The organism is Phyllobacterium sp. 0TCS1.6A (genome assembly GCF_026420825.1).
Lineage (GTDB): Bacteria > Pseudomonadota > Alphaproteobacteria > Rhizobiales > Rhizobiaceae > Phyllobacterium.
The window spans coordinates 318,811-342,514 of sequence record NZ_JAPMAB010000003.1; the positions used below are offsets into that span (position 1 = coordinate 318,811).

Annotated in this window: 27 protein-coding genes and 3 pseudogenes; 12 read left to right on the plus strand and 18 right to left on the minus strand. The window is 56.5% G+C overall.

The features are described 5' to 3' along the window. Window positions 1-54: 54 nt before the first annotated feature. Window positions 55-981 (plus strand): AraC family transcriptional regulator N-terminal domain-containing protein, encoded by a 927-nt coding sequence (locus tag OSJ75_RS09695; protein ID WP_416362550.1) that lies wholly within the window; start codon window positions 55-57, stop codon window positions 979-981. Window positions 982-1,051: 70 nt separating this feature from the next. Here OSJ75_RS09695 and OSJ75_RS09700 read toward each other — a convergent pair whose 3' ends face one another. The 5 genes from OSJ75_RS09700 to OSJ75_RS09720 form a co-directional block, all read right to left on the minus strand. Continuing rightward, window positions 1,052-1,741, minus strand: coding sequence for an aspartate/glutamate racemase family protein (locus OSJ75_RS09700; protein WP_267227771.1), 690 nt, complete (start codon window positions 1,739-1,741; stop codon window positions 1,052-1,054). Window positions 1,742-1,922: 181 nt separating this feature from the next. Next, the gene (locus tag OSJ75_RS09705) at window positions 1,923-2,678 is read right to left on the minus strand and encodes an SDR family oxidoreductase (RefSeq protein ID WP_267227772.1); all 756 of its coding nucleotides are present in this window, start codon (window positions 2,676-2,678) and stop codon (window positions 1,923-1,925) included. Between the two features lie 128 nt (window positions 2,679-2,806). Then, window positions 2,807-4,225, minus strand: coding sequence for an MFS transporter (locus tag OSJ75_RS09710; protein ID WP_267227773.1), 1,419 nt, complete (start codon window positions 4,223-4,225; stop codon window positions 2,807-2,809). An 80-nt stretch (window positions 4,226-4,305) separates the two neighbouring features. Then, window positions 4,306-4,839, minus strand: coding sequence for a TetR/AcrR family transcriptional regulator (locus OSJ75_RS09715; RefSeq protein WP_323748361.1), 534 nt, complete (start codon window positions 4,837-4,839; stop codon window positions 4,306-4,308). Between the two features lie 158 nt (window positions 4,840-4,997). Then, complete coding sequence (locus OSJ75_RS09720; RefSeq protein ID WP_267227775.1) at window positions 4,998-5,378, minus strand: winged helix-turn-helix transcriptional regulator; 381 nt, start codon at window positions 5,376-5,378, stop codon at window positions 4,998-5,000. Window positions 5,379-5,424: 46 nt separating this feature from the next. Between OSJ75_RS09720 and OSJ75_RS09725 the strand changes: the two genes are divergently transcribed. Beyond that, complete coding sequence (locus tag OSJ75_RS09725) at window positions 5,425-6,234, plus strand: SDR family NAD(P)-dependent oxidoreductase (protein ID WP_267227776.1); 810 nt, start codon at window positions 5,425-5,427, stop codon at window positions 6,232-6,234. Between the two features lie 44 nt (window positions 6,235-6,278). On the opposite strand, the pseudogene OSJ75_RS09730 reads toward OSJ75_RS09725, so the two are convergent. From OSJ75_RS09730 to OSJ75_RS09740, 3 genes and pseudogenes are all read right to left on the minus strand, one after another. After that, window positions 6,279-7,273, minus strand: a pseudogene (locus tag OSJ75_RS09730) (alpha/beta hydrolase). Between the two features lie 174 nt (window positions 7,274-7,447). Next, a complete protein-coding gene (locus tag OSJ75_RS09735) occupies window positions 7,448-8,104 on the minus strand; it encodes a DUF1109 domain-containing protein (RefSeq protein ID WP_267227778.1) in 657 nt (218 codons plus the stop codon). Then, a complete protein-coding gene (locus OSJ75_RS09740) occupies window positions 8,097-8,669 on the minus strand; it encodes a sigma-70 family RNA polymerase sigma factor (RefSeq protein WP_267227779.1) in 573 nt (190 codons plus the stop codon). The genes OSJ75_RS09735 and OSJ75_RS09740 overlap by 8 nt, the downstream gene beginning before the upstream one ends. 158 nt (window positions 8,670-8,827) lie before the next feature. Here OSJ75_RS09740 and OSJ75_RS09745 point away from each other — a divergent pair, with 158 nt between their 5' ends. Beyond that, a complete protein-coding gene (locus tag OSJ75_RS09745; protein ID WP_267227780.1) occupies window positions 8,828-9,604 on the plus strand; it encodes an alpha/beta fold hydrolase in 777 nt (258 codons plus the stop codon). Window positions 9,605-10,597: 993 nt separating this feature from the next. Here the strand turns inward: OSJ75_RS09745 and OSJ75_RS09750 are convergent. After that, window positions 10,598-12,064, minus strand: coding sequence for an MFS transporter (locus OSJ75_RS09750; RefSeq protein WP_267227781.1), 1,467 nt, complete (start codon window positions 12,062-12,064; stop codon window positions 10,598-10,600). A 132-nt stretch (window positions 12,065-12,196) separates the two neighbouring features. On the opposite strand from OSJ75_RS09750, the gene OSJ75_RS09755 reads away from it, so the two are divergent. After that, complete coding sequence (locus OSJ75_RS09755; protein WP_267227782.1) at window positions 12,197-12,817, plus strand: TetR/AcrR family transcriptional regulator; 621 nt, start codon at window positions 12,197-12,199, stop codon at window positions 12,815-12,817. A 204-nt stretch (window positions 12,818-13,021) separates the two neighbouring features. Here OSJ75_RS09755 and OSJ75_RS09760 read toward each other — a convergent pair whose 3' ends face one another. The 3 genes and pseudogenes from OSJ75_RS09760 to OSJ75_RS09770 all read right to left on the minus strand — a co-directional run bounded on the left by OSJ75_RS09760 (window position 13,022) and on the right by OSJ75_RS09770 (window position 14,503). After that, entirely contained in the window at window positions 13,022-13,183 is a 162-nt protein-coding gene (locus OSJ75_RS09760; RefSeq protein WP_267227783.1) for a hypothetical protein, read from the minus strand. A 31-nt stretch (window positions 13,184-13,214) separates the two neighbouring features. Next, window positions 13,215-13,433 (minus strand): annotated as a pseudogene (locus OSJ75_RS09765) (alpha/beta fold hydrolase); the annotation flags it as partial. Between the two features lie 110 nt (window positions 13,434-13,543). Then, window positions 13,544-14,503 (minus strand): NmrA/HSCARG family protein, encoded by a 960-nt coding sequence (locus tag OSJ75_RS09770; RefSeq protein WP_267227784.1) that lies wholly within the window; start codon window positions 14,501-14,503, stop codon window positions 13,544-13,546. Window positions 14,504-14,621: 118 nt separating this feature from the next. Here OSJ75_RS09770 and OSJ75_RS09775 point away from each other — a divergent pair, with 118 nt between their 5' ends. Together OSJ75_RS09775 and OSJ75_RS09780 are read left to right on the plus strand one after the other, a co-directional pair. Then, window positions 14,622-15,518: a LysR family transcriptional regulator gene (locus OSJ75_RS09775; RefSeq protein ID WP_267227786.1), complete on the plus strand. Its 897-nt coding sequence runs from the start codon at window positions 14,622-14,624 to the stop codon at window positions 15,516-15,518. Between the two features lie 25 nt (window positions 15,519-15,543). Next, window positions 15,544-16,621: pseudogene (locus tag OSJ75_RS09780) on the plus strand (ISL3 family transposase); the annotation flags it as partial. Window positions 16,622-16,684: 63 nt separating this feature from the next. Here OSJ75_RS09780 and OSJ75_RS09785 read toward each other — a convergent pair. Beyond that, complete coding sequence (locus tag OSJ75_RS09785; RefSeq protein ID WP_267227787.1) at window positions 16,685-16,963, minus strand: hypothetical protein; 279 nt, start codon at window positions 16,961-16,963, stop codon at window positions 16,685-16,687. Between the two features lie 36 nt (window positions 16,964-16,999). Continuing rightward, window positions 17,000-17,983, minus strand: coding sequence for a TerC family protein (locus OSJ75_RS09790; RefSeq protein ID WP_267227788.1), 984 nt, complete (start codon window positions 17,981-17,983; stop codon window positions 17,000-17,002). A 366-nt stretch (window positions 17,984-18,349) separates the two neighbouring features. Here OSJ75_RS09790 and OSJ75_RS09795 point away from each other — a divergent pair, with 366 nt between their 5' ends. The 3 genes from OSJ75_RS09795 to OSJ75_RS09805 are packed head-to-tail and all read left to right on the plus strand — an operon-like array spanning window position 18,350 to window position 19,434. Further along, a complete protein-coding gene (locus tag OSJ75_RS09795; RefSeq protein ID WP_267227789.1) occupies window positions 18,350-18,577 on the plus strand; it encodes a CopG family transcriptional regulator in 228 nt (75 codons plus the stop codon). Next, window positions 18,574-19,017 carry a TA system VapC family ribonuclease toxin gene (locus OSJ75_RS09800; protein WP_267227790.1) on the plus strand — a complete coding sequence of 148 codons (444 nt, stop codon included), beginning with the start codon at window positions 18,574-18,576 and terminating at the stop codon, window positions 19,015-19,017. The genes OSJ75_RS09795 and OSJ75_RS09800 overlap by 4 nt, the downstream gene beginning before the upstream one ends. 45 nt (window positions 19,018-19,062) lie before the next feature. Beyond that, window positions 19,063-19,434 carry a hypothetical protein gene (locus OSJ75_RS09805; protein WP_267227792.1) on the plus strand — a complete coding sequence of 124 codons (372 nt, stop codon included), beginning with the start codon at window positions 19,063-19,065 and terminating at the stop codon, window positions 19,432-19,434. Between the two features lie 325 nt (window positions 19,435-19,759). Here the strand turns inward: OSJ75_RS09805 and OSJ75_RS09810 are convergent, their stop codons facing one another. Next, window positions 19,760-20,311 (minus strand): Holotricin-3 precursor, encoded by a 552-nt coding sequence (locus OSJ75_RS09810; RefSeq protein ID WP_267227793.1) that lies wholly within the window; start codon window positions 20,309-20,311, stop codon window positions 19,760-19,762. A 265-nt stretch (window positions 20,312-20,576) separates the two neighbouring features. Between OSJ75_RS09810 and OSJ75_RS09815 the strand changes: the two genes are divergently transcribed. Continuing rightward, on the plus strand, window positions 20,577-20,771 hold the full coding sequence (locus tag OSJ75_RS09815; protein WP_267227795.1) for a hypothetical protein: 195 nt from the start codon (window positions 20,577-20,579) through the stop codon (window positions 20,769-20,771). A 217-nt stretch (window positions 20,772-20,988) separates the two neighbouring features. Here the strand turns inward: OSJ75_RS09815 and OSJ75_RS09820 are convergent, their stop codons facing one another. Next, the gene (locus OSJ75_RS09820; RefSeq protein WP_267227796.1) at window positions 20,989-21,267 is read right to left on the minus strand and encodes a hypothetical protein; all 279 of its coding nucleotides are present in this window, start codon (window positions 21,265-21,267) and stop codon (window positions 20,989-20,991) included. Window positions 21,268-21,463: 196 nt separating this feature from the next. Here OSJ75_RS09820 and OSJ75_RS09825 point away from each other — a divergent pair, with 196 nt between their 5' ends. Next, window positions 21,464-21,730: a DUF1488 domain-containing protein gene (locus OSJ75_RS09825; protein WP_267227797.1), complete on the plus strand. Its 267-nt coding sequence runs from the start codon at window positions 21,464-21,466 to the stop codon at window positions 21,728-21,730. A 176-nt stretch (window positions 21,731-21,906) separates the two neighbouring features. Here OSJ75_RS09825 and OSJ75_RS22925 read toward each other — a convergent pair whose 3' ends face one another. Continuing rightward, window positions 21,907-22,389 carry a DUF4279 domain-containing protein gene (locus OSJ75_RS22925; protein WP_416362540.1) on the minus strand — a complete coding sequence of 161 codons (483 nt, stop codon included), beginning with the start codon at window positions 22,387-22,389 and terminating at the stop codon, window positions 21,907-21,909. A gap of 402 nt (window positions 22,390-22,791) precedes the next feature. On the opposite strand from OSJ75_RS22925, the gene OSJ75_RS09830 reads away from it, so the two are divergent. Then, window positions 22,792-23,100, plus strand: coding sequence for a hypothetical protein (locus OSJ75_RS09830; RefSeq protein WP_267227800.1), 309 nt, complete (start codon window positions 22,792-22,794; stop codon window positions 23,098-23,100). 66 nt (window positions 23,101-23,166) lie between these two features. Here the strand turns inward: OSJ75_RS09830 and OSJ75_RS09835 are convergent, their stop codons facing one another. Next, entirely contained in the window at window positions 23,167-23,685 is a 519-nt protein-coding gene (locus OSJ75_RS09835; protein ID WP_267227802.1) for a DUF995 domain-containing protein, read from the minus strand. Between the last annotated feature and the right edge of the window lie 19 nt (window positions 23,686-23,704).

A 23,704-nucleotide genomic window follows, 5' to 3' on the forward strand; every position in this document is an offset into this window, starting at 1 on the left:
CAAGATGACAGATAATCTGATGGTTCTCTTATCTCGATTGCGAATCCTCTCGATATTTTGCCAAATCCTATGATTTATGAAGAACCGTCCGTTGGCCATGACCGGCTTGTCGCCCTGGCCGGGCAACTTGCTCCCCGTCTCGGCTACAATCAGACGGCGATCGGTTGTGTCCGTATCCTGCGCACTGAAGCAGTCCTCAACGACGTGCCGGTTCTCTATAAGCCAGGGGCAGTCTTCGTATTACAGGGAAGCAAGCACGGCATCTTGGATGGGGAAGCCTACCTTTACGATGAGGATCACTATCTTGCCGTTTCGGTACCCGTTCCCTTCAGGATGACTTCCAAAGCCAGTCAGCAGAGACCGTTGCTGGCGATCTATCTCGAGTTCGACATGCAGGTGGCGGCAGAAATCGCCATGCAGGTCGAACAACATGCAGGTTCTCCGAGCGCCACGCCGAAGGGGCTATTCTCCAGCAGGATGGACCGCAGCATCCAGGACGTGCTTCTGCGCCTGGTCGAGGCGCTCCAAAGTCCGGCCGAGGTCGCTGTGATCGGAAGCTCCATCCTGCGCGAATTGCACTACCGCGTCATGGTCGGCCCGCAAGGCGGCGCGATGATCGCGGCCCTTCAGCGAAAGGGGACGTCCGGAAAACTGGTCGAAAGCGTAGCGTGGCTGCGCGAGAACTATGGTTCTGACATCACTGTCGCGGATCTTGCCAAAAGCGTGGGCATGAGCGTCCCTTCGTATCACGTTCATTTCAAAAACCTGACCGGCTCAAGTCCGATGCAATACGTGAAGGCGATGCGACTCCACGAGGCGAGACTGATGATCGCGCGCCAGAGCGGGACCATTGCTGCCGTGGCTGCATCGGTCGGTTATGTCAGTCCCGCTCAGTTCAGCCGCGAATTCAAACGGCATTTCGGACGTACCGCATCGGAAGAGGTGAAGTGGGTCCAACAGCACCTTGGAGAACAGGTTTAACCCCATTTGCCAAGACCTGAACCCAGGGCGCCTCATACGAGATAACCGCCGAGCCGCAACCGGCAGCACATCAATCCAGCGCCGCCCTAAGAGCCGCTTCACAGTGAATGAGGGTCGTATCGAAGACAGGGACGGCGACATTATCCTGGTTCAACAGCATGCCCACCTCCGTGCAACCAAGGATAAGACAGTCGCAGCCTCGATCGATCAGTCGCTGCGCAATCAATTCGTACCTCAAACGGCTTTCCTTGGTTACGACATCGCGACACAGCTCGTCGTAGATGATGCGGTGGGTCTCCGCTCGATCTCCCGCTTCAGGAATTATCGGCAACAGTCCCCTAGCAGTCAGACGGTCGGTATAGAAGTTCTGCTCCATCGTGAAGGCGGTCGCCATCAGGCCCGGCTTGCGAAAGCCGCCGTCGAGGATCGCCGTCGCCGTGGCGTCTGCGATGTGTACGAACGGGATCGACACCCCGGCCAGAATCCTGCCCGCCACCTTGTGCATGGTGTTCGTCGCCAGGATGAGGAGCTCGGCGCCTCCACGCTCCAAAGCAATGGCTTTCTCATTCAGGATATCTGCCGCCGCGTCCCAATTGGAAGACACCTGCAACGTTTCGATTTCATCAAAGTCGACGGATCGTATGAGAAGCTCAGGAGAATGAAGTCCTCCCAGGGTCTCGCGGGTGAGCCGGCAGAGTTCACGGTAATAAATCTGCGTCGAGGCGGCGGACATTCCGCCAAGTATGCCGATGGTCTTCAAATGCTTTCTCCGGTTCCATCTGTTCCAGGTTCGCCCAAAAGTATGCATCCAGCGCAGAGGCGCCAAATCCGAAGGCTGGCGGTTCTAAGGCGTTTATACTCCATGTTTCTGCACCTTTTTTCGGTGCCGTTGAATAGAACGCGGTGCTCGAGGCGTACGGTCCGCCCCCTCGCGCCAATGCTCAGGCGCTTATGCCGCCATCGACAAGAATACCCGAGCCGGTGATATAGGCAGCACCTGGACCAGCGAGGAACGCAACGGCCTCTGCCACTTCTCTGGTTCTGCCGTACCGGGCGATCGACAGTTTTGGCAGGATGGCAGGCGCGAGATCACCGTCGGCAGGGTTCATCTCAGTGTCGATTGGCCCCGGTCGGACCAGATTGACGGTAATCTCCCTCGGACCCAGTTCACGCGCCAGGCCGCGCGTGAAGCTTTCCAGCGCTGATTTGGTCGCCGCATAAACCGCGATTCCTGCAAATGGCACCGCCAGGCCTGCATTGCTTCCGGTGCTGATGATACGGCCGCCATTCGGGATGTGTTTCAGCGCTGCCTGGGTGATCAGAAACACGCCACGAACATTGACGCTCAGTTGCAGATCTATTTCCTCCAGTGGCTGTACCGCGAAATCTCCTGCGAAGAGGACGCCGGCATTGTTAACCAGAATGTCGAGGCCGCCAAGTTCAGCGACGGTCCGCTCGACGGTAGCCGTAGCGGCGGCTGTGCTTGCTGCATCGGCCTGAATGGCCACAGCTTTGCGGCCCATAGTTCTGATCTCGGCGGCGAGAGCTTCGGCTTTTTCGGCCGACTTCTCATAGGTGATCGCAACGTCGGCACCATCTTTAGCCAGCTTCAGCGCGATGGCCGCGCCGATCCCGCGTGCTGCACCGGTAACAAGCGCGCTCTTACCCGAAAGAGGAAGATCATGGATGTTGTTCATGGCGGTTTACTCCGAAATAGTTCTGTTTCAAGCTGTGAGGAATGGTCCTCTGGTGGGGACCGACGTGGAGGCGGGAATGATCAAGCCGTCAATGCAGCGTTAGTCATTGAGCTCGTCAATGCGCGTGCTCATCGGCGCACCGCCTTGTTCGACGGAAGGCCAGCGGAAAGCCATCCTGCGACGAGAAGACAGAGTGCGATTGCGATTGCTGCCAGGCTATATGCCCGGCCGATGGATCTGGCATCGGTTGCAGACCCCAAATTCAAGAAGAACAACCCGCCAATGAGTGCAACCGCGAATGCGCCGCCAATCTGAAATGTGGAGTTGACGAGACCGGAGGCCAGTCCCGATTGCGGTCTGGCGACGCGCTGCACGACGCTTTTCAAAAGGTTTGGAAGCGCGATCCCCTGCCCCGCTCCAATGAGAAAGAGCGCTAGAGAGAGGAACTGGGCATGATCACTTGAGATAAGGGCGGCCGTTGCAAACAGGCCGCCTGCTTGCAGCCCCATGCCAATGGCAGCGGAGTATCTTCCAAAGAAGCGGAGGACGCGCTCGCTTGCAAAGGGGCCAAGGACAAAACCGGCTGCGGCAGGCAGGATGGCGAGCCCGGCTTCAAAGGGCGTGCGGCCAAGGCCGCTCTGTTGATAAACCGAGAATACGAGCCAGAATGCCGCCAGAGAGTAGAAGAAGAAGGCAGCTGTCAACCCGCGCTTCAACCCCGAGACGTTCAGCAGGCTTGGTTCAAGGATAGGATTTCCGCCCGCTGTCTCGACGTTTCGCTCATGCCGCCAGAACAAGACGAAAAGCAGTGGTGAAGCACAGAGCATCAGAGGCAACCAGATTGGCCACCCCCGCTCCCGGCCCTCGATAAGCGGCGCGATCAGGGCAAAAAGTGCAAGCGCTATCAGCAAGGCTCCGCCCAAATCCAGATTGGTTGGGTGTTCCGAGCGGGTTTCGCGCAACATGAAGGAGGCCAGCGGCGCAGCGATCGCAATCACCGGGAGGTTGATCAGGAAAATGGCCCTCCATCCGAGACCGAAGATATTCAGTGCGATTAGCGCTCCACCGAGAAACAGGCCAGCCATCGATGCAACACCAAATGTCAGGGCGTAAAAGCTGAGTGCCTTTGATTTCTCGTGGTCTGGAAAAATTGCATTGATCGACGCCAGCGCCTGCGGTGCCATGATGGCCGCGGCAAGCCCCTGAAGGACACGGCCGGCGATCAACGCGGCTGGAGACCAGGAAAACCCGCACAAAGCAGATGCGACTGCAAACCCGACCATTCCAGCCAGAAAGACATTTCGTCGACCATAGAGATCTCCAAGCCTGCCCCCAGTGATCAGCATCACAGCATAGGTGGTGGCGTAACCAGAGATAATCAGCTGCATCGTTGACGCAGAGGCCCTGAAATCCACCCGGATCGAGGGCAGCGCCACATTGACGATGAAGAAGTCAAGCGGTGGCAAAAATGCGCCGGTCAAAAGGATGACCAGTGCAATCCATCGACGTGGATCGAGTTTGTCATCGGGATTGCTTGTGTCTCTCATAAGTGTCTCCACATCGACCAAAAAATCGATCGAAGGTTTGCAATGTTAAAAATTTGGAACCTATTGGTTCCAAATAGAAGTCAGCCAAGCGCCTTTAGCGCCAGTTTGACCATGGCCCTCGTCTCAGCGCGATCCGCTCCTGCTTTGGCAAGAACCCGCATGCCCTGAATCTGACACACGAGGAACCTGGCAAGCGTTCGTTCATCAAGCTCGGGATCGATTTCGCCCAAGGCCTGCGCTCTTATTATCGCCGCCGCATAAAGATCTTGCAGCCGCCTGAACAGCCGGGAAATACGTGGAGCGACCTCTTCATCCTCTGGAAGCATCTCGACGGCTGCAAAGACGACAAAGCATCCACGCAAACCTTCCTTTCCCGATGCTTGATCCACTTGTTGAGAAAAAGCTTCTAAAATCGCGGCTTTGGGCGACGGATTGGAATGCAGCGTTTCACCGACCGAGCGAACAGCGTCCTCAATGTAAGCGTCGAGGGCGCGCAGATAGACGCCTCTCTTGTCGACGAAAGCCTTATAAAAGCTGCCTCTGGAAAGTTTCATACCCTCAAGCAAGTCGGGAAGGGATGCATCGTGATATCCACGATCCCAAAATACGTGCATTGCTTTTCGAACTGCTTCATCGAGTTCAAATTCTCTAGGGCGACCAACGGACGCGGATATTTGAGTACGCTTGACCATGAACGCTATATGGAACCATTCGGTCTATAATGCAAGCGATATTTTCGGGATGACGCGCCAAGCGTCGGCACCCAACTTAGTTAGCGACGCCGATCGACAGGATAGGCCCGAGAGAATTCCCTGACCGCCATCAAAATCGGCATAAGCCCGCGGCCTGCTGAACTCAGCGAGTATTCGACTCGAGGAGGCTGCTCTTGAAAGTCGTGTCGGATTATGAGGCCGTCATTTTCCAGTTCCCTGAGATGTTGCGTTAGCATCTTCTGGGATATCCCAGGTATGTCTCTCATGAACTGCGATGCTCGCAATGATGGTTCGGCAAACAATCGGAAAAGGATCGGCAGTTTCCAACGTCCTGTAATCATCCGAAGCACCCTGCTGACATGAGAGACAGATCCGTCGGCTCCGAGGCATGTCGCCCTGTCCTCGACAGGCACTTTAAAGTGCGTAATTGCCTGTTTCATCAACGAACCTCATATCTGCAGGAGACGACAACACGGATGAGATATCGTGGACTTACAACTCCAAAACAAGGTTGCGCTGGTCACGGGAAGCAGTAAGGGGATTGGCGAGGGCGTGGCCAGAGGCCTCGCAAAGGAAGGGGCAACCGTTCTTGTCCATGGTCGCGACAGAATGAAAACAGAGGAAGTCGCGCATGACATCATATCCTCTGGAGGGCAAGCGTTCGCGGTATTCGGCGATCTAACTGTGCCGGATCAGGTCGATCGTCTGGTTCGTGATTCAAAGGCTGCAGCAGGCTCAATCGACATCCTGGTCAACAATGCCGGCGGATCTGCCCCGGCGGAGGATTGGACCTCGACAAACTCTGAAACGTGGGCCGCTGTCTATGACAGGAACGTGCTCGCATCTGTGAGGATCGTCTCGCTCGCTCTGCCCGCAATGAAAGCGTCGCGGTGGGGTCGGATCATAAACATCTCAAGCCTGGCGGCCCTGATGCCGCCTGCAAGTCGACCGGACTACTCTGCCGCCAAAGCAGCCATGATCGCGATGACGGCGTCGCTCGCAAAAGACGTTGCTGCACACGGCATCACCGCAAACACCGTTTCGCCTGGAACGGTGCATAGCATCAGTTTGGATACCGCATTCCGTAAGAAAGCAATTGCGATGGGGATGGCCATTGACGCCCCCTGGAATGACATTGAGAGAGAAATCCTGCCGTTGTTTGCTCAGGTGCCCGTTGGAAGGGTCGGAACCCTCGAGGAGATTGCTGATGCGATTGCTTTTCTCTCAAGCCCTCGTGCCGGCTATATCACAGGGGCGAACATTCGACTTGACGGAGGAATGTGGCCAGGGACGTAGCTGGGCAACAGAGGAGCTGCGCCAAACCTGTCTGGGTGCTCGCATCATTTCCAGCTTGTCATGACGAACCGGTCGATCTCCGCTTCGAGTTCCTGGTCATCCGGCGTCCCACCCATGAAGCCACCATGGGGCATAGCTTCGAAGACGTGCAATTCGGTTTCCACGCCAGCTTTTCGCAAGGCTCGATGCATCCTCACCGTGTTCGATAGGAACAGGTCACGCGTGCCGGTCTGCAGAAATGTCGGCGGGAAGCCCCGCAGATCGCCAAAGAGTGGCGATAGATAGGGATTGGAAAGATCTGCACCACCAGCGTAGAGCAGGTTGCTTGATCTAAGCGGGCGAGGCAGAACCAGATCAAGCATCTGGTTGGTTTGGAAACTGTCGCCCGATTCGGTGAGGTCAAACTGTGGAGAGAGCAAGACTAGTCTGCCGGGCATTGGCATGCCTTCATCTCTCGCTCGCAGCAGCATAGCAGTCGCGAGATTGCCGCCTGCCGATCTCCCCATGATGACCACCTTGTCGGGGGATGACCGTTCAATACATGACGGTACGTGGCCAAGCAGTCATCAAGAGCGGCCGGATAGGGATGCTCAGGCGGCATCCGGTAATCGACACCGTAGCATCGAACGGCATGCTGGTGAGCTTGGTGTCGCGCACTGACGCGACAGGCCTCACCGCCTCCTGCGCCGCCATGCAGGTCGATGAGTGCGCTACGCTCATGAAATGATCCGTGCGGCCTCGCGACATGGATCGTTGCTTGTTCGACTACAATTGTCTCGACTGTGGACTTCAAACTCCCGGCAAGATCTTTAGCCGCGGCGGCGTAGTGTGCATCTACTGCGGCTTTCATCATCATCCAGCCTGAAAAATCCTCTGGGGACGGCATTTCATACCGCGCGTTGATCGGGCTGCCGTCCTCGTCTACCAGGCGTGACAGCGACGCCTGGGCTTCTACGCTAATGGATTGTGGGGGATAAATTGTTCGTGCAGGTATGGTTACGCTGCGTGTGAAATTGCTCATTTTTTCTTGCTCTGTCATTGGTCGAAAATCGACATCTTTATCCCTACCTCGGAATATCGGTCTGGCTTATCAAATTACGATGATCTGCACGCGACGACATCGCATGGAATTGATGCCGGTGTCCGCGGCTCCTTCTTTGCCGCATCCCAGAAATGTGTGGGGGACGTTGCATCCATTGCCGACCTCAGCCAGCTACCACCTCAACAATCTTGGGCCAGTAGCCGCTCCCAACGCAGTCACGAACGCGATAGCAACCGAATACCATATTGCGACGAAGGCAGCGCCATCGTTGAGACAAGCGATCGTATAGGCAAGGGCACCGACGGAACCTGCGAGCAAACCCGCGACAGCGCCTGCTCGGCCAAGCCGCGTAGGCGTTCCTGCCCGCATGGCAGCAAGAAAAGCAGCCAACGCAGGAATGGAAGCCATAATGATGATGCCTGCACAACTTGACACCGAATAAGTGTGAACCCCAAGCAATGGAAAGCCGCTCCGGTCGAGCAATGCTCCGGCAAGCAGGAACGCCACGCCTGGAGCAAGACACAGCAACGCACGAAGCGCCCGGCCCGGTCGTACCACGGTCCTAGCGAGCTGAAACGCGCCAGCTGCGATAAAGGCCATGCCGATGACTTTGAACTGGAACGTCCAGGTCGGCAAGATCCGCGCGAGATCTGAACGCGCCCCGGCAATCACCAGAACCACGCCAGTTGCCGCCAGGATCGAAAAGACCATGGCAGCGGCAAGGACAATGGAGAGACTGGGTGTTGCCGACGATCGTTTTCCTGCCTGCGTTGCCAATCCCTTGATCAGATCGTCGGTCCGCCCCGTCAGCCGTTGGGTGTCATTCATGGTCGAAGCCTTTTCTCCGCGCGGCAACCATCAGTTTCTTTAAGGAGCGATGGAACGCGACCCGCACCGCCCCTTCACTTGATCCGAGCCGTTCTGCCGCCTCTTTGGTCGATGCGCCCTGAAGACCGATGGCGCGGACAGCAGCCTGTTCGCCACGAGGCAAGGCAGAAATGAGTTTCTCTACATCTGCCGGATTGCGCTCCGGATCGAACGCCTCCGAAGAAAAGATGCCAGCCCATTCCTCCTCGGTCAGATCAATGCGCACGCGTGCATCCCGTCCTAGGCGCCGGCTTGCATCAATGATCTTGTAGCGCGCAATTGCATTCAGCCAGGGAAGCAGAGCCCTCTGCGTATCCCATTGATGGCGACGGGAGTGAACGGCGATCAACACCTCCTGGACGACATCCTCTACCTCTGCGAGACTGAAGCGCATGCGCCGCAGATGCGCTTCGACGATCCTGCGCACCGAAGAGGCGAAGTCCCGAAGAAAGGCTTCATAGGCAGCACTATCTCCAATACGTTCGGCCCGCATCGCTTTCGCCCATCTGTCTTCCCGTGTATCCATGCATTTGTAACTTCGTTGGACGAGACCTGTTATTACGTGGCATTTCGAAAATCTTCCGATTTTGCCCAATGATCACATAACCGTGACGATGTAAGATCGAGGACTCGGCATCGAAAGACTCCATCGAAGCATGTGCTTTATCACGAAAGGAGTCCAAGATGATCATGAATAGACGCAGATTTTCAACTGCATTGCTTGTTGGTGCGGCGGCAAAGCTGGTTTCAACCAACGGCATGGCCGCACCAGCGATTGCCCGCCCACCAAATGCCCGCAACATCGTCTTCGTCCATGGGCTTTTCGCCGATGGCTCCTGCTGGAGCGAGGTTATATCCAGGCTACAGCCCAAAGGTCTGAACATCACGTCGGTCCAGAACCCTCTGACCACCCTACCCGAGTCGATTGCGGCTGCCGAGCGCGTGCTGGCGCGGCAGGACGGCCCAACCGTCCTTGTCGGGCACTCGTTCGGCGGAATGGTCGTAACGCAGGCAGGTATGCATCCAAATGTGTCCGCTGTCGTATATATCGCAGCCCGTGCCCCAGATGCGAATGAGGACTTCGCCGCATTGGCTAAGACTTATCCTACACCTCCCGCATCTGCTGGTATTGTTTTCGACGGCGAGGAAGGCAGGCTAACCAAGAGGGCGTTCCTTGAGGACTTCGCCGGCGATATCCCAAGGGCTCGTGCGGAAGTGCTTTACGCAACACAGTATCCGTTCCGGAAGGCGCTACTCTCAGGCAAAGTTACCGAAGCCGCTTGGCGCCACAAGCCTAGCTATTATGCGGTGTCGAGCGAAGACCGCACGATCAACCCGGACCTGCAGCGCTTTCTCGCCAAACGCATGGACGCAAAGGCAATCGAATTAAAAGCCAGCCATCTCTCGCTGATCTCGCACCCGGACGAGGTCGCGGAGCTTATCCTGGAAGCTGCAGGCTAGAAAGCCTAGCCCGATCCGCGAGCGAGACAGTCAGACATCGCTGCGTGACCTCCCCTAAGCCTGCGCTAATCGTCAAGTGACCTTTTTGCAAAGCGGACGGTTTCCAGGCAACCAGGCGAGCAGGGCAATCGAGAGAGGACGACAGCCAAGACTGGGGGTGTCGTTCTTTCTACGAGTTGTTAGCCAGTGAATATATGTTTGCCAGGTTGTTCAGATTCATCTCTCAAGAAATCTAGCTCTTGAACGGAATCGAACCAAAGATCCCTGCCCCTTATGTTGCCATTTAAGGACCCGTTCCTCGCCAAGAACTTGAGTTGCTGGATAGACTGATATCGGGCTCGATAGATGATCTCCCGCCTTCCGGCCTGACTGCGGCTGCGGCTGCGGAGCATCTGATTTGGTAGACAGAGGCTCCCAACCGGACGCGCTACCTACCACGGGCTCGAAGCTCGAATGGGCCCGAAAACTGGCGCTCGCAGGAATCAGCCTCAAAGCCCACTCCAATAGCGCGGCTGTCTGCAGGTTCTATCAGCGCTACGGCTTCGTGCTTGGTGGCTACGATCGTTATCTCTATCAAGCAATGCATCCCGGTACCCGAGAGATCGCCTTGTTCTGGTACCTCCGCTCTTGGCAAATTCTCACCTGCTGTCACAGAATGCTGAACGACAGATGGAATCAATAGAAGACATTGCTGATGAACTGCGCGGTGCCGAATATCTAGCATGACGCAACAGCCGGGAGTATCTTGCGAGAGTTGCGGTCACCGCCGAGCGGACCGGGACGAACGCTGCCCTGCTGAATTTCAGGTTGCGCCAACCGCTTACATCTCTGCCGACCTTCGTCGGCAGAGAGTTTGGATCAGAACGAGTCTAATCTGCAAAGCCCCAAATTCAATCAGTCAGGGAACCGCTCTAGCGCGGGCTTTCAGCCTCTCCCGCCAACACACTGTGGAGAAGCCGATTGTATCGGCTGTCTCTGCCGACGTTATTGTGGTCAACCCGCCGGCCTTTTGGGCAGGAAGACCGAGGCAGCTACGGCAACTAGCAAGGTAAGGAGCCCACCGACGGTGACCACGAGGTGCAGGCCGGTGAGAAAAGCCTCTTTGGCTTGTGCGGCAGCCTCTGTTGTGATGCCCGCATGGTCCAGAGTTTCATTAAGGGTTCCTGCCACGCCGGGACCAAAAAGACGAAAGCTGAGCGCAGCCAGTGATCCGAGCAGAGTGATGCCGAGTGCATTGCCGAGTTCATTGCTGGTTTCCGCGATCGAACCCGCAGCACCGGCGCGCTCCGCCGGAACGGCGGACACCGCAACGTCGGCAACGAGACTGAACGAGAGCCCGTAGCCGATGCCCGCGATAATCGTTGAGGCGATGAACGCAGCGACACCTGTCTGGGTGCTTGTCAGCAACAATAGGAAGACCCCCATGCTGATAAGCAGGTGTGTTGTCACCAGAGCGGCCCTCTGCCCAAGCCAATCGACTATACGGGCCGTCCCCACACATGTCGCGGTCAAGACGACAGCCCCGGGCAATGTCAGCAGCGCGGTCGTGAACACGTCGAAGCCGAGCACCGTTTGCAGGTAGATGCCCGACAAGAAGCCGGTGGCGGACCAGACAACGAGAGACAGAAGCCCCGTCAGGATCGCGATAAAGAAGACGGGGTCCCGGAACAGGCTAAGGTCCAGTAGCGGGTACGCGATGCGCGTCTGCCGGCGTAGGAACACCGCAAGCCCAAGGATGCCGATGACGCCGCCCGTCGATTGCATCACCGTGAATCCTTCCGCAGCGACCGTTTTGAGTGACCAGGTGAACAGAAGTATGCCGACGAACGATAGCATCAGGCTGGGCATATCGATCCGACCATAAGCGGTCGAACGGACGTCGCGCAGCACGAACGGCGAGGTCATTAGGAACGCGAGTACAATCGGAATGTTGATGAGGAAGACGACGCCCCATTCATACTGTCGGAGTAACATGCCGCCGATCAGTGGACCGATGGCAAAGCCGGCGGCAAATGTTGCCGCGAAGATACCGATAGCTTGCGCCCGTTGCCGAGCGTCAGGAAAGAGAGCGCTGACGATAGCGAGGGCGGACGGCAAAAGTGTCGCGCCCCCCAAACCCATCAGCGCTCTCGCGGCGATCAGCATCAGTGGTGATTGGGCATAGGCTGCGCCTAGCGACCCAGCACCGAACACCGCGGCTCCGCCCATGATAAGCTTCAGACGGCCATATCGGTCTCCGATATTGCCGAAGGCGATCAGGAGCGATCCGACCACGAAGCCGTAAATGTCGAGTATCCAAAGAGCCTGATCGGCTGTAGGCGTCAGAGCTGACGTCACATGTGGCATCGTGAGATAAAGTATGGAGCCGTCCATAGCGACGAGCAGGACAAGGGGTAGGACAGCCATAAGTCCGAGCCACCCCTTGCGGTTGACGGCCGTTGTAAGCGCTATTGGAGTCATCAGATATTGTCCCATCAAGGACGGCACGCGCGCGCACCGCCACGGCCGCCTCTCGGGCGAGGCGGATGGTTGTGTTTGAACAATTGCTACTATATACTTTTAGTAAGTTACCTCGGGTATATAAGGGTGTCAATGGTGAGTGCTGATAAATTGAGCGGGGGGAAGCGGTTGCGCCTAAGCCGCCAGGAGCGGCAGCGCCAGCTCCTGGATGTCGCGTGGCAGCTCGCGCGAGAAGAAGGTACGGATTCGCTAACGTTGCCGCGGATGGCCGAGAAGGCTGGCGTGACCAAACCGCTGATCTACGACCATTTCGGCACGCGCAACGGCCTACTGACAGCGCTCTATCGGGATTTTGATGAGCGCCAAACTGCAGTGATCGACGCCGCGCTTGGAGCCTGCGCGCCGACGCTGGAAGCAACTGCGCGAGTTATCGCTGAGTCCTATGTCGAATGCGTGTTGGCCCAAGGTCGCGAAATCCCCGGCGTGCTGGCTGGGCTTGCTGGCTCCCCGGAACTGGAGACCGTGAAACGAGACTATCAGCTAGCCTTCATTGAAAAGTGTCGGAAGGCTTTATCCTCGTTCACCGGATCGAAGGGCATCCTTCAATCCAGCTTCTGGGCAATGCTCGGTGCTGCCGATGCCTTGTCCCACGCCGCTGCGACCGGCGAGATCACTGTCGACCAAGCTCAAGTCGAGCTCAACGAGATCATCATTGCGATGGTCGGCAGGAGCGGCGGTTTGCTATCGGCCTAGAATGCTCGTCAATGATGCTGTGAAATTGGGATTCACAACGGCGTCGGCACCTGACGTCGATACGTTGCGCTTAAGCACTTTTTGTCGCGCAAGGTCATCGGCATGCGTTCGTGGATGATGGCCCGGCACGAAGGTGCCGGACCTCGTTGCTCCTATTGGCCGAACTGACCAATTACCTCTGCGAGCGGGACATGTCCCGCGCAGTTACCCGATGGCGCTCTCCTCAGAGCCGGAGCCAGCCGCCGTCAACGAGGCGAGCGCGCGCAGCCGCGGCTTGCCGATTTCCGACAGCATGTCGCTGTGAAGAGGGGACCAACCGAGCGCCGATCGGGTGGCTGCATCGCGCACGCGACTTGAGACGCTCATGATCAGGGCGCCGAATTCACCCCAGATTTCTGTCAGGCGCGTCAGGCGGGATATACGACTGCCCGAGGCCCGGCAGATCTGGGCAGATTATTGTGAATGACGGCGCCAGCCTATCCGCTACCTACCCCCAGGTCATATGCGTTCGCGGATGTCCGTGGAGCAGAAGGACGGGCGGCCCCTCCCCTCCTTTCCTCAGCCGGATCGGACCACGTGATGTTTGGACGGTTGTAAGCTCGAAGTCTGTGAACATCAGATACGTTTTTTCGGGATTTCCAGATGGAACTGTGTCCGAAATCCCTATTGCCGATAAAGGGTTCCGGCGCTCGACGTGGGAGTAAACGACCGGCGAGCGACCGAGGTTCACCAGCTGAGACCAAAAGCCCTTTTTTCGCCGTCCCAACCGGTCTTGATCAGGAACTGCTCCCAGGTGAGACTGGAGGGATTGATCCGCCTGCTCCAAGAGAGATCCCGGTCTTTCCGGAAATATCCGTATTCGACCGCGTATTCCGCCATGCCGATGTTTTCTCGAACGAGCTCGGGATTTTCCCCGAATTCTGGAAAATGACGAACCAGCTCATCAGGGGTGTAGGCGGATGCATACACAGCCTTCCGGCCCGTGACACGCTTGAAAGTCTCGATTATCTCGGCCGGGGATAGAACATCCCCGATGATCGGTAGCGTTTGCCCGGCATAGATGTCGGGATGGTCGACGATTTCCAGAACGGCTGGCCCTGTCGACGTCAGCGGATCGACGAAGGGTGCTCGGAAATGCTCCGGCAGATAAATGGGAAAGACGAGCGTGTCGCCCTCCTTACGCGGCGTATAATATTCGAGAAGGTTGGCGTAGAAGAACGCGAGCTCGACGAATGAGCTGCGAACAGGAAGACCCAGGATATAGGCCTTGACGCGCGCTTTGTCCGTGAAATGCGGCGCGAACTTCGAACCTCCAGTGATCTCATCTACGTTTTCCAGCGTGCTGAAGACGATGTGATCGACACCCGCCTCAACGGCGGCATCCGAGAGGTCCCTACCGATATCGAACTCGTAGGTAGCTGGAGGGGCGACGACTGGGGTCATCAGGAAGGCGCCCTGCGCTCCCCGAAACGCTTGCACAAAATCGCTCCTGTGGTTGATCGCAAGCGGCACGGCGATGAGCTCAGCGCCCTGCTCCGCCAGCTTGAGGGCCGCAGGCGAGTCTGTACGACTTGTCAGCGCACGAACGTGATACCGTCCACTCCCCAACAACGACTCTGTCACGCTCCGGCCCTGCTTGCTCAGGCTGCCTGCGACGACAATGGTAGGCTTTTGATCGATCGACATGTGTATCTCCATCACTTTCCTGGAGCAGCGCAGCGCGGCACTCCCTGGAGATTTAAATCGCAACCATAGGCCATATGTGAAATCGATTGATTTATGCGCTACTATCCAGCACATGGATATGAAGCGCATCGATCTCAACCTCCTCGTCAGTCTCGAAGCTCTACTTGTCGAGCGCAACGTCACAAGGGCCGCAGCCCGGCTACATATGAGCCAGCCGGCGCTCAGCGCCCAGCTGAACCGCCTTCGCGACCTGTTCAAGGATCCCCTGCTCGTGCCGGCGCATCGTGGCATGGTGCCGACCGCCAAGGCCCTGGAGCTGATCGGACCGCTCAGAGCTTCGCTGGATCAGCTCCGCGGAACCCTCCAGAGCCACGACAGCTTTTCTCCCGCGACAGCCGAGCTGACCATCTCGATCGCGTGCACCGACTACGTCGAGGCTGTGGTGGTAGCACCCCTGGTCGTGGCGCTGCGCGAAAGGGCGCCCAGTATCCGGCTTGCGGTGCACCGCTTTGCGCCGACAAGGTTAGCGCAGCAGCTGGCAGATGGAGACGTCGATCTCGCCATCGCCACACCGGATGCCGGGCAGGCTCACCTGCGTACCCACCACCTGTTTGAGGAGACTTATATCCTTATCGGCCGGCTTGGCCACCCACGGATAAAGGAAGGCGCTACTGCAGCCGGGTTCGCCCGGCTTGAACAGCTCATCGTCTCGCCTTCTGGCGGCGGATTTTCCACGCCGGTCGACGCCACTCTGGAGGTCCTCGGTCACTCCCGCACCGTTGTCGCGTCTGCCGCCTCTTTCCTCGTTGTCCCAAGCATCGTAGCCAGCAGCGACCTCGTGGCACTGGTGCCGCGACGCCTGATGCGGAACCGTTTGGGTGGGGTCGCATGGATAGACGTTCCATGGCTTCCGGAGCGGTTTCAGGTCGAGCTCATATGGCATGAGCGGACGCACAGGCATCAGGGTCAGCAATGGATGCGCGAGCAGATCCACGATCTCGTAAAAGCTTCGTAGGCGAATGCATGGCTTGAACAGGTGCCAATCGGTCGTCGATGTTCTGGACGACCGCAGCGTTGAGAGCGCAAAAGCATGGTTGCAAGGACGCCCCTCTATCGAGATCATCAGCCGAGATCGCTGTGGTCTTTATGCCCAGGCTGCCAGAGAAGGCGCACCACGAGCTCAACAGGTGGCCGATCGCTTTCATCTTGTTCAAAATCTCAGGGCGGCTATCAAGGAGCAGATGAGTCTCCACGGTCATGCCAACGTCAGACCGATATTGTCGGAAGATGCCATAGCCAGCACTACTACTCAACACCGCCGAGCCCGCTTGCAGCACAGACAATCCCGTCAGGAAATATTCGCCACGCTTCAAGCTTTGCGCCAGCAGGGCCTCACCTACAGCGAGATTGCAAGGCGGACCGGATACGAGCGCCGCAGCATCGCGAATTGGCTCACTTCTAACGCACCTCGAGACAGAAACCGGGCAGCATTGAATCCGACATCGCCGTTGTATTTTGAAACTTTTCTGGCTGAATGCTGGAAGAATGGAAACCGCATTGGGCGCCATCTATTTCACGATATCAAGAACCGCGGCTACACGGGCAGTCGTTCCAATCTGGAGCGCCTGTTGAAGGTGTGGCGTGAAGCCGAAAACATCCAACCCGACGACCCGCCTCCAGATGTGCATGTTTCAGAACCTGTCCGCGATCCTGATACCGGCCATGTGATCTCGTCTGTGGTGGCCGCAGCTTTGTGCATAACACCGTGCGGACAGATCTTCAGACCAGAAAGGTCAATGCTTTGAAGCAGGGCTCGACAGTGTTCGCCATAATGCGTGACTTGGCCATGCGCTTCAACGGCATCTTGCGCAGCAGGAATTCGGGGCACTGGATGAATGGATCGACGACGCCATTGACACCGAACTCACGGCGATCATGCGTTTCGCCAGCGTTTTACGCCGGGATATTGATGCTGTCAAAAATGCAATCGAACTCCCTTGGAGCAATGGTCAAGCCGAAGGGCTCAACCGCCTCAAGATGCTGAAGCGAGCAATGTACGGTCGCGCCGGCCCAGAACTGATGAGGGCAAGAATGCTGCCGCTGAATCACAGAAATTGAGGATGAACCCCTTTGAGGGCAAAGCGACACCCGTTGACCGTCAAGCCTCCTCGCCGGCCCCGTTCAAGACGCGGAGAGAGCCGCGCATTGTCGGTCGGCGCTCCCCAGAAGCTCCGCCAGCGTTGTGGTCCCTATTGCCAGATTGACCACGGTGACTGCAGCCCAGCCGTAATCGCTGGTGGCCCGCTCGACGAGGTGCGGGCCCAGGGTGACCAGGCATGCCTGGGAGTGGCGAACGATTTCCATGGGAAGCTTCGCTCGCTCGGCTTGTTCCTGGAACTGGGCTTGCAGCGGATCGATGACGAGCAGGGCAAAAATCCAGCCGATGAAATTCGAGATCATGTCAGTTTCCTTGTTAGCTTACGTGGTGCAGCCCGATCACACCGGCTGCTGTTGATCCCGCGTCCTGATAAGGCTCCAGGCCACGCCGGCAGCGATGATGACAAAGGTGATACCGAGCGAAAATGCGGCGGGGAATTTCTCGAGTCCGAGGAGATCGGCAATGAAGATTTTCGAGCCGATGAAGATCAGGACGATGGCAAGCGCGGGCTTCAGATAGCGGAAGCGATGGATCATTGCCGCGAGCGCGAAATAGAGGGCGCGAAGTCCGAGGATCGCAAAGATGTTCGAAGTGTAGACGATGAACGGATCCGTGGTGATCGCGAAAATCGCTGGCACCGAATCCACGGAGAAGATGACGTCGGCAACCTCGACCATCACCAGCGCCATGAAAAGCGGCGTGATGAACCAGGTCAGCTTACCCGTAGCCGGATGCAGCTTCTTGACGAAGAATCGCTCGCCATGGTGTTCCTCGGTGACATTGAACCGGTTGCGCATGAAGCGGATGAGCACATTCTTCGAGACGTCCGGTTCGGCTTCCTTGAGGAGCAGCATCTTGATGCCGGTAACGATAAGGAACGCGGCGAAGATATAGAGGATCCACGCGAATTCGGCGACCAGTGTCGCGCCGACACCGATCATGATCGCACGCAGCACGATGACGCCGAGGATGCCCCAGAAGAGCACCCGGTGCTGGTAGATGCGCGGCACGGCAAAGAACGAGAAGATCAGGGCGATGACGAAGACATTGTCGAGCGCCAGCGTTTTTTCGACGACGAAGCCGGTCAGGTAGGCAAGGCCGGCATCGGAGCCGAGATGCCACCACACCCAGCCGCCAAAGGCCAGGCCGAGCGTGATATAGAGCGCGGAAAGCTTGACGCTTTCGCGCACGCCGATTTCCTTGTTCTGCTTATGGAGAATGCCGAGATCGAACGACAGGATGGCAATGATCAGGACGAAGAAACTCGACCACATCCACAGCGGAGTTCCCATCCACTCGACGAATAGAAAAGAGAGCGTCAAAACGTAAATCCCCTATCGGCACGGATTGTCGGAAAACGGTCCGACATCGCAAGAGTGCCGAGGCTCTCGCCAGAGGGGCCCGGACCAGCGGGTTGCTGCATAGATTGTAAATACGTTTCGGGACGTCAAGGGCGCCCCGGGGATTTTCTCGCAACCAACGCCTTATTCGTTCTTGAAAACCTTTGTGCGTCGGCGGGACCGTCAGTGCAGCCCACTTTCAGAGCCCCAACGAGAGTAGCATCATTCCTGCCCGGCTGCGATCTTCTGCGCTTGCGCCTTGATAAGCTTGTACCTACCGGCTCCACCTTGAGAAGGCGAGCCAATTGCTATATGATGCGTGATGTTTGATGCTCGGTGGAGGCGGAAATGAGAACGACCCTAGCAATTGACGACGATGTCCTGATCGCCGCAAAAGCGATGGCAGCCCAGCAACACCGGAGCGTCGGCGAGGTCATTTCCGAGCTGGCGAGACGTTCTCTGCGCCGCCCGCGGAGCAGCGGCGAGCGCAATGGCATCCCTCTCTTGTCGGCTCGGCCGGATGCGCCGCCAGTGACGCTCGAAATCGTGAATGCCTTGCGTGACGAACTACCATGACCTTCCTGCTTGACGTCAACGTGCTGATTGCCTTGATCGATCCGGGCCATGTAGCCCATGACAATGCGCACGAATGGTTCGCGGCGATGGGGCAGATCGCATGGGCTACTTGCCCTATTACCGAGAATGGTGTCATCCGCATTGTCGGCAATCCCAAATATCCCAACTCTCCCGGTTCACCTTCACTCGTGGTTGAGATCGTCCGCAAGTTGCGGTCGCTCCCTGGTCATAGTTTTTGGCCGGACGATGTGAGTCTTGTTGGCTCAATTGACATCGCTCCCACAAAAATCCTAACGTCGGCGCAGGTGACTGACACCTATCTGCTTGCACTCGCCAAGGCTCGTGGGGGCCAGCTCGCAACGTTCGATCGCAAACTGTCAGCAGCAGCGGTCACAAGGGGCAATTCTGCCCTGCACTTGATCACCGCAAACAGGTCGTGAAATCCCGTCAATACATTGCGCACATCGTAGCCGATGGGTTCAAGAATGACGTGGGTGGTTCTCGCTCCGCTGTGGAGTTTTTGGATTTGGGGGCGGCGGCGTTCCATCCGAGTCAGCCGAGGCCGCAAAGCGATTGCGGCGATGGTGCGCGGAATGCCGGCCGAGCGGGGACGAGCCATATGGGTTTCGCACCCGGACGGCGATATCGTCAGCAGCCGAAAGCTCGATATGCTGGTCGTCGCAGAATCTGCAGGCGGCGAGGTTATCTTCGTCGACGCCCGTCTTAAAGCAAGGCCAAGGGCGCGTGGCGATCTGTTCCGGATCGGCGATCCGATATGGCTTTGGCGAGGCGAAGACGGTTGGATTTTCGGGCAGATCGCATTGCATGGGGCTGGACCCGACCTATTCACCGGATGATAAGCCTCAATTCCCTACCTGGGAGGAAACGCATGGGGGGCACAGCCCCGACTACTTCGTTGTGAGACTATCTGAACTCGCCGCAAAATACCGCTCGGGAGTCCTGACGCGCGAGGAATATGATGCGGCCGAGAAACGTCTGCTGGACATCGGACGGCGTGCAGATTAATCGAACCCACCGCCAATGGCGATTTACGTCAAAACCACGTTCGGCCTTGTGCCAAAGCATTGGCTTGTTGGTGTGAGCCCACTTGCTCCACCCCACAGAGGATAAAAAAATACAGCGATCCTGAATCGCTGCATCGTTATCGTGATTGTGCGCTAGTTATTTTTCAGCGTCCAGCAGATCGTCAACCTGAGCAATCTCTGCCGTCGAGAGTTCGGTCCCGAAAGCCGCTTCCAGATCCACTCTTGCTTGTTCCAGCAGTTCTTGACGTTCGACCGGATCCTCTACGGCAAGAGCAGCTTCCCTGCTCTCTTCATAGGTTGCGATTTTACCCACTGCGGAATTCGGCGCGGCATTGGCACGAGCCGTTGCCGATGCATGAGCCGCGTTCAATGGGCCAAGGGTATTCTTCTCTTTGGCAACATCTACCTTTGCCGTTTTCACGCTGGAGCGCTTTTCAGACTTGGAATACGCGGCTTTGCTTGATTTGCTTTGTCCAAACGCATTTCCTTTCCCGGAATGGTCGCTTTTGCCGCCGCCTTTGCCCCCGGAGTTTCCACCGCCATTGCCGCCGCCGTTACCTCCACCGTTTCCATCTTTTGCATAGGCCGTATCGACCTTTGCAATCCCCGTAAGCGCAGGCAAGGCACTGACCGACAGCGCCAATCCTAGCGACAAGCAGTACGTTCCTATTGTGCGTGTGTAAGACATTTCTACCTCCCTCTTTGGCGTTGCTCATGAAGGAGGCGATATGAGGCTAAATTGGGGACGCCTAAACAAATTTGGTTAGCACGAATGCAGTTTCGTGATCATGCGCTACGATGGCAAAACGCGGATTTGAACATAGCAGTGAATCTGGTCGGTTCGCCCTTGGTCCAGCGCATTTCTACTCCTTCACTACGCTGCTAGTTTCATGCTTGCTTTCCTTTGCAAGTGAGCGCCCAATAACTTGCGCGCAATGCGCGGAGGAAATTCAATGACCGACGATAAACTTGCTTCAGGCTGGAAGAACCGCACATCTGGAAAGGCAGGAGAGACCTATACCGTCGACCACCTTATGGAAGCGTTCGACCTGAACAAGGATGACGCCGAACAGCTCATCCTGAAGTACAATGGCGATTGCGAAAGGATCAACACTTCGGTTGGCTCGCGCAAGGTCCGAAAGCACTGAACCACCGCGCCAACGAGGCTGATTTTGGTGAATAGGTTTCCATGGCGGGAAGCCGTGAAGCTCTTCCCATGCGCTCGGCGAGTGTTCCCTGTCCAAAGGTCCGCCAGTCAGCCGTAAATCACCTATCTCTGCTGATAGAGCTGATTTGCTCTACGTCAGACCGGATTTTTTCATCACCTGGGAAAATTACCTGCGATAGGTCGTGCCGGCGGCGTTATTAACTAGGCAGTGAATTTCTTGGTTCCCGATCCCGCTCCAACGCAGCTGAAAGGTCGCCATAGTCGATTGCGAAAACCTGCCTTTTTGATGATGTAATATTTCGAGCGGGAACAGTTACGTAGGTCGCGACGCGCCGATAGGAAACCGTTAATACGCCATCGATTAATTCGTCGTCTTCATCCACGCTGTATTCACCCGGCGGGAGTGTACCTTCGATACCGGGGAGTGTGAACGGATGAGCGAACTGTACGACGCTATGTTTGACACGAGTGACCATGGCACTTCCTTTTTGCCTGCGAACAGCAGTTTTCGCCGGCGCTTTTTTGACAATTCAGTAATAAAAATACCTACGGAAAGAAAAATATCTAAGTTAGAAACTTCCAACATCTCAATTTAGATATTATTTGTTGTATGCGTATGCCAGAGAACCCAAATATACATCATATTTTTATTAACACGTACTGGAAAAACTTATGTCATTATCTTTTCCTAATCGGAGCCGAAGCTACGATACAGCCCATCAGCGCATAAGGTTCTACGGACATGATGGATTGTTTGAAGTCTGCTTTTATGTCGAAGCCGACGCGCTAAAATCTGCCGCGTCGAATAGAGACACCATCGAAAAAGACTGTCTACTAGCATTCGATGCCGCACGAGAATCGATACTCAACGCAGCGAGGAATATCTACAGCACTCGCCGCAAGAGCTTGAACTTGATTTGCGCCGCGGACCTTCGGTGATGATAGTACCAAGCACGCGCGGTTAGGCTGGTTCGGTCGTTTTGGGTGTTATCTGCCGCGCGTCAAAATGTACGACCGTCGTGCGTCCAAAGAGCTCTATGAGCGCGATGATGCGACCGGCTCTCGCAACTTCGTCCAGAACTCAGTGGAATCCGCAAACGGGTTGGTTTCATCAGTCACAAAGATGTCCATCTCCGCAGGACCGAGCGCCCATAAACCTCCGTCTGCCCCAAGCTGCTGCTTGGGCTGGGTTTGACCGGCGAGTAGATGTCGAATTCGATAGAGGCGTTTCGCAGTGCCACTTCGATCAGTGTTTGGGGGTCAAGGTCTATGCCCTCATTTTCGTCCTTCAACCAGAGTCCGCAAAATATGCGTATTCTGTACCGAGATGACACGTCGAGCCAGTGATCAAGATCCTGGCTAAGCGGTGTGAATAGTTCAGCGATCTGTCCGTCGAGGTCACCGGGTATTCTGTATTCTGCGCTTCTGGACCAAAGGCCAGTGTGCGCAATTATTCTATTTCCATTCGGCAAGACACGTTCTTTCCCCTTCTCGTACGCTAAGTCAGGCTCAGCTTCGAGAAGATGACTAACGTGTGCGATCTCAAGTTCGTCGCTCGAGACATTAAGTGATGCCGCTGATTGATATATTTCTGCCAATCGCTGATCCTATACCGCGGAAACTAACAGTTTAGCGCTGAATTCAACTGGTGTCATCCGGCCAAACAATTCCAGAGAAGCCCTCCTTCCTGAATCACCCTGCCTGCTCTGAGAGCGGATTTGCCGGATCAATCACCAAAACTCTCTGTCCCACCGGGAACTGGCCGGCAGCATTTTCCTTTGCTGAACCGCCCGGAGCAGAGGCTATGTGCGTCGACAACTGCTGTCAGGTGATTCAACCAAATACGGCAGGAGCGCCCGCCGAGCGCATTTTGGCTTTATTACGACTTTCCAACAGCAAAGAGACCAACGTTCTAAATTGGTTCTAATTGTACCGAAGAACTTAAATGACGGGAAAGCCACCCGTAGTAGCCTTCACGCATCGAGACATGGAGAGGTCAGATGACAAACGGCGTTGAAGCTTTCACGTTCAGCTTATTGCAGCGGTACAAGATGTCACAGCTGGTCAATCCAGCGCGTATTCTGATGGCAGCCACGCTGGCAATCGGCTTGGCGGGTGCGGTTCAAGCACAAGCATCTTCACCCGAGGCCGCATATTCGAGAACCGTGAAAGCCAAGAAGACCGGCAAGCCGACGGCGATGAAAAAGCTTGGCCGGCCTGTCGCCACGAAGGCTTCATATCTGGGTCGGGCACCCTGGATCTGTACGCCAAGCGGGTTTGGCCAAACTTCCAGGTGCTTTCCGCGATAGACTTGGATCGGCCCAAGCAGAATCGTCGCACCGCCAGCGCGATAGTATCGTCCGATGCACGCGCCGTTACTTTGCTGCCGGCGATAATTTTGCTCGAAGCCGGACGAGGCGCGATGTAGCGTAATCGCCCGGCTGTATCTTCCGATATTCATCTCCTGCAGCCGCGGGACTGGTCTTGAATGCGTACCAATCCCCATCTGGTTCGCGCTTCTGCAAGATCGTGCGGCCCTTCCTGCGGTGGCTGAAGCAAGTCAGAGCATCAGCATTGCCGGCCTTTGCATACCACATAGCTTTGAAGCAGAGCTTGCCAGGGCCCGTAACAAACCAGTGGCCGATGCCGTATGAACCTGCTCCCTCCCCTGTCCAGGCTTTGAACTCGCGCCGCTTCACGGAAAAATAGCCGGCACCATCCTTCCATATCCATGAGCGATTGCCGTAGAGCTTGACCAGTTCGTTGCTGGTCAGCGGCTCTGACATTGCAGGGAGCTTGGCCATCTTGGTCTGCGCGGCATGGGCGTCGACGGTAATTGCACCGGTGGCTGCAGTAAGCATGCACAGAAGCGATAGTGTTTTGAATTTTCTCATTTGTTCGTCCTCCTGAACG